2 tRNA genes and 3 rRNA genes are annotated in these 5,349 nt (G+C 48.0%); all 5 read right to left on the bottom strand.

Annotated features, from left to right (window positions below):
• Nucleotides 1-26: 26 nt before the first annotated feature.
• Nucleotides 27-138: ribosomal RNA gene (rrf, locus tag IM797_RS28015) — 5S ribosomal RNA — on the bottom strand.
• A gap of 105 nt (nucleotides 139-243) precedes the next feature.
• Nucleotides 244-3,122, bottom strand: a 23S ribosomal RNA gene (locus IM797_RS28020).
• Between the two features lie 231 nt (nucleotides 3,123-3,353).
• Nucleotides 3,354-3,430, bottom strand: a tRNA-Ala gene (locus IM797_RS28025).
• A 14-nt stretch (nucleotides 3,431-3,444) separates the two neighbouring features.
• Nucleotides 3,445-3,519, bottom strand: a tRNA-Ile gene (locus tag IM797_RS28030).
• 121 nt (nucleotides 3,520-3,640) lie between these two features.
• Nucleotides 3,641-5,162: ribosomal RNA gene (locus IM797_RS28035) — 16S ribosomal RNA — on the bottom strand.
• The 16S, 23S and 5S rRNA genes sit together here with 2 tRNA genes alongside, the layout of an rRNA operon.
• Nucleotides 5,163-5,349 lie beyond the last annotated feature (187 nt).

Raw genomic sequence — 5,349 nt, forward strand, 5'->3', positions numbered from 1 at the left:
AGTTTTCACTACAGGCTTTCTTTAAGATTTGGCACCGACCTACTCTCCCACGTGTTACCGCAGTACCATCGGCTCTGGTGGGCTTAACTTCTCTGTTCGGAATGGGAAGAGGTGGACACCACCGATATAGGCACCTAAATATTTTTAATTATTTAGTATCATATCGTATCGATTTGTTATACCAAACAAATGACATATTATTGAAAGAAGTTAAGTTTTGAAGAACAAACAACAGTTTACTGCTCTTGAAAGCTTCGGATTATTAGTATTACTCGACTTTGATGTCACCACCTTTACATCTGTAACCTATCAACGTAGTAGTCTGCTACGGTCCTATATGGAATTCTCATCTCGTGGCTAGTTTCGCACTTAGATGCTTTCAGCGCTTATCTATTCCCAGCGTAGCTACTCTGCAATGCCCCTGGCGGAACAACAGATTCACTAGAGGCTAGTCCAACCCGGTCCTCTCGTACTAAGGTCAGCCCCACTCAAAATTCCTACGCCCACAACAGATAGGGACCGAACTGTCTCGCGACGTTCTGAACCCAGCTCGCGTGCCACTTTAATCGGCGAACAGCCGAACCCTTGGGACCTTCTCCAGCCCCAGGATGTGACGAGCCGACATCGAGGTGCCAAACCTCCCCGTCGATATGAGCTCTTGGGGGAGATCAGCCTGTTATCCCCAGCGTACCTTTTATCCTTTGAGCGATGGCCCTTCCATGCAGAACCACCGGATCACTATATCCGTCTTTCGACCCTGCTCGGCTTGTCTGCCTCACAGTCAAGCAAGCTTATGCTATTGCACTCCTCATACGGTTACCAAGCGTATTGAGCTTACCTTTGAAAGCCTCCGTTACCTTTTTGGAGGCGACCACCCCAGTCAAACTACCCATCAAACAATGTCCCTAACCAGGTCAGGTTAGACACCGAATACAAAAAGGGTGGTATTTCAACGTTGACTCCACGATGCCTGGCGACACCGCTTCATAGTCTCCCACCTATCCTACACATCTTGTATCCAATGTCAATGTTAAATTGTAGTGAAGGTGCATGGGGTCTTTCCGTCCCGTTGCGGGTACCCGGCGTCTTCACCGGGACCACAATTTCACCGAGCTCATGGCTGAGACAGCGCCCAGATCGTTACACCATTCGTGCAGGTCGGAACTTACCCGACAAGGAATTTCGCTACCTTAGGACCGTTATAGTTACGGCCGCCGTTTACTGGGGCTTCGATTCAATGCTTCTCCTTGCGGATGACATCCCCTCTTAACCTTCCAGCACCGGGCAGGTGTCAGGCCTTATACTTCATCTTTCGATTTTGCAAAGCCATGTGTTTTTGTTAAACAGTCGCCTGGGCCTTTTCACTGCGGCTGATATTGCTACCAGCGCCCCTTCTCCCGAAGTTACAGGGCCATTTTGCCGAGTTCCTTAGCCATGATTCACTCGAGCACCTTAGAATTCTCTTCCCGGATACCTGTGTCGGTTTGCGGTACGGGTTTTTATAACCTGAAGCTTAGCGGTTTTTCTTGGAAGTCTGATTACCTGCACTATCTACGCCCCCGAAGGTTTGCAGTACTATCAGCGTTCAGCTAGACCGGCGGATTTGCCTACCAGTCCAATACCTACAGCCTTTAACGATCTATTCCGTCAGATCGCGGCAGTGTCACTACTCCGTCCCCACATCGCAGTTATAAAAAGTACGGGATTATTAACCCGTTGTCCATCGAATATCCCCTTCGGGTTCTCCTTAGGCCCCGACTAACCCTGATCCGATTAGCGTTGATCAGGAAACCTTATCCTTTCGGTGGGCGGGTTTCTCGCCCGCCTTATCGTTACTTATGCCTACATTTGCTTTTCCAGAAGCTCCAGCACAACTTACGTCATACCTTCGCTGCCGCTGGAATGCTCCCCTACCGTAATATTAATATTACCCATAGCTTCGGTGTACAGTTTAATGCCCGTTTATTATCCATGCCCGATCGCTCGACTAGTGAGCTGTTACGCACTCTTTAAATGAATGGCTGCTTCCAAGCCAACATCCTAGCTGTCTATGCAATCGGACCTCGTTAGTTCAACTTAACTGTAACTTGGGGACCTTAGCTGATGGTCTGGGTTCTTTCCCTCTCGGCGCGTGACCTTAGCACCCCGCGCCTCACTGCAGTGTATATTATTTAGCATTCGGAGTTTGTCTGGATTTGGTAGGATTTGACTCCCCCGCACCCAATCAGTAGCTCTACCTCTAAATAACTTTACCACCACGCTGTTCCTAAAAACATTTCGGGGAGTACGAGCTATTTCCCAGTTTGATTAGCCTTTCACCCCTACCCACAGATCATCCGGAAACTTTTCAACGTTTATCGGTTCGGTCCTCCAGTACGTGTTACCGCACCTTCAACCTGTCCATGGGTAGATCACAAGGTTTCGCGTCTACCTCCCCTGACTATACGCCCTATTCAGACTCGCTTTCGCTTCGGATCCGTGTCTTAAACACTTAACCTTGCCAGAGAAGAGTAACTCGTAGGCTCATTATGCAAAAGGCACGCCGTCACGCCACCTGGACGCTCCGACCGCTTGTAAGCACACAGTTTCAGGTTCTATTTCACTCCCCTGTTCGGGGTTCTTTTCACCTTTCCCTCACGGTACTGGTTCACTATCGGTCTCTCAGGAGTATTTAGCCTTACCGGATGGTGCCGGCAGATTCCCACAAGGCGTCTCCGACCTCGCGGTACTCAGGATACTACTAGACTAATGGTACTTACGTGTACGCGGCTCTCACGCTATTTTGCCAGGCTTCCCATCCTGTTCCACTTCATTGCATTATAATCATATCGTAGTCCTACAACCCCACTGATGCCGTAACATCAATGGTTTGGGCTCTTTCCCGTTCGCTCGCCACTACTTAGGAAATCATTATTATTTTCTCTTCCTCTGCTTACTTAGATGTTTCAGTTCGGCAGGTTTGCGTATTATATACGACTAGTCTTCAACTAGCCAGGTTTCCCCATTCAGAAATCTACGGATCAATTCATATTTGCTAATCCCCGTAGCTTATCGCAGCTTATCACGTCTTTCATCGCCTCTGAGAGCCAAGGCATCCCCTGTGTGCTCTTAATTACTTTCTTCTCTCCATAGCCTTTTGCGCCTATGGAAATGCTTTTTTTGATTGTTGTTAAATCTTTAGTCAATTCATCACAATTGCTTGCCACAAATATCCCTCCGATCAAACAACGTCTCTATTGTTGTTTGCTCTTCTTTTTTAACTTCTTCCAATATGTCAAAGAACTTTCTATCCCGGATTGTATGCCTTTCGGAATGCAACCTATTTAATTACCTTTTGTAACAGGTAACGGTGATGGTGGAGAATAACGGAGTCGAACCGTTGACCTCCTGCGTGCAAGGCAGGCGCTCTAGCCAGCTGAGCTAATCCCCCTTAGAATATATCTGTAGTCCCGAGCAGATTTGAACTGCTGACCCCTACATTATCAGTGTAGTGCTCTAACCAAACTGAGCTACGGGACTATATGTCTATACTGCAGTATGGAGCACTAAACGATGCTTCATCCTATGGGTGTTTCTTTTTTTCTCTTAGAGATTCTGTCATTTATATCATTCACGTAGCGAGTAGTCTGAACTACTCCAGAAAGGAGGTATTCCAGCCGCACCTTCCGGTACGGCTACCTTGTTACGACTTAGCCCCAGTTATCGGTTTTACCCTAGGACGCTCCTTACGGTTACATACTTTAGGTACCCCCAACTTCCATGGCTTGACGGGCGGTGTGTACAAGGCCCGGGAACGTATTCACCGCGTCATTGCTGATACGCGATTACTAGCGAATCCAACTTCATGGGGTCGAGTTGCAGACCCCAATCCGAACTGTGAATGGCTTTTTGAGATTTGCTTGCTGTTGCCAGCTTGCTGCCCTCTGTACCATCCATTGTAGCACGTGTGTAGCCCCGGACGTAAGGGCCATGATGACTTGACGTCGTCCCCTCCTTCCTCTCTGTTTGCACAGGCAGTCTGTTTAGAGTCCCCACCTTAACGTGCTGGCAACTAAACATAGGGGTTGCGCTCGTTGCGGGACTTAACCCAACACCTCACGGCACGAGCTGACGACAGCCATGCAGCACCTAGTTTCGTGTGATTGCTCACTCATCTATCTCTAAATGATTCACTAACTTTCAAGCCCGGGTAAGGTTCCTCGCGTATCATCGAATTAAACCACATGCTCCTCCGCTTGTGCGGGCCCCCGTCAATTCCTTTGAGTTTCACCCTTGCGGGCGTACTCCCCAGGTGGAATACTTAACGCTTTCGCTTAGCCGCTAACTGTATATCGCTAACAGCGAGTATTCATCGTTTAGGGCGTGGACTACCAGGGTATCTAATCCTGTTTGATCCCCACGCTTTCGTGCCTCAGCGTCAATCACACCATAGTAAGCTGCCTTCGCAATCGGTGTTCTGTGACATATCTATGCATTTCACCGCTACTTGTCACATTCCGCCTACCTCTAGTGTATTCAAGCTCATCAGTATCAAGGGCACTGCGATGGTTGAGCCACCGTCTTTCACCCCTGACTTAATAAGCCGCCTACGCACCCTTTAAACCCAATAAATCCGGATAACGCTTGGATCCTCCGTATTACCGCGGCTGCTGGCACGGAGTTAGCCGATCCTTATTCCTTCGGTACATTCAGCTATCTACACGTAGATAGGTTTATTCCCGAATAAAAGCAGTTTACGACCCAGAGGGCTGTCTTCCTGCACGCGGCATGGCTGGTTCAGAGTTCCCTCCATTGACCAATATTCCTTACTGCTGCCTCCCGTAGGAGTCTGGTCCGTGTCTCAGTACCAGTGTGGGGGGTCATCCTCTCAGATCCCCTAGTCATCGTCGCCTTGGTGGGCCGTTACCCCGCCAACTAGCTAATGACACGCATGCCCATCTTAATCCTATAAATATTTGAACATTGGATAATGCTATCCTGTGTTTTTATGCGGTGTTAATCCGAATTTCTTCGGGCTATCCCCCTGATTAAGGTAGGTTGCATACGCGTTACGCACCCGTGCGCCACTTTCATGAAGAGCAAGCTCCTCAATATCGTTCGACTTGCATGTATTAGGCCTGCCGCTAGCGTTCATCCTGAGCCAGGATCAAACTCTCCATTGTAAAATGTTTCTGTTTGAACGCTGACCATTCTTAACTTGTTAATAATAGTCTTTATTCTAATTTGTATTGTCTAGTTAGATTCTGACTTGAAAATAATAGCTTGGTCTTCATGTACTTTGAAACCGTACTTTCTTACCTCGCTACGCTATAAATGACATCTCTTTAATGAACTTATCGATCTGGCCTC

Origin of the sequence: Pedobacter sp. MC2016-24 (assembly GCF_015223055.1) — a bacterium.
GTDB lineage: Bacteria > Bacteroidota > Bacteroidia > Sphingobacteriales > Sphingobacteriaceae > Pedobacter.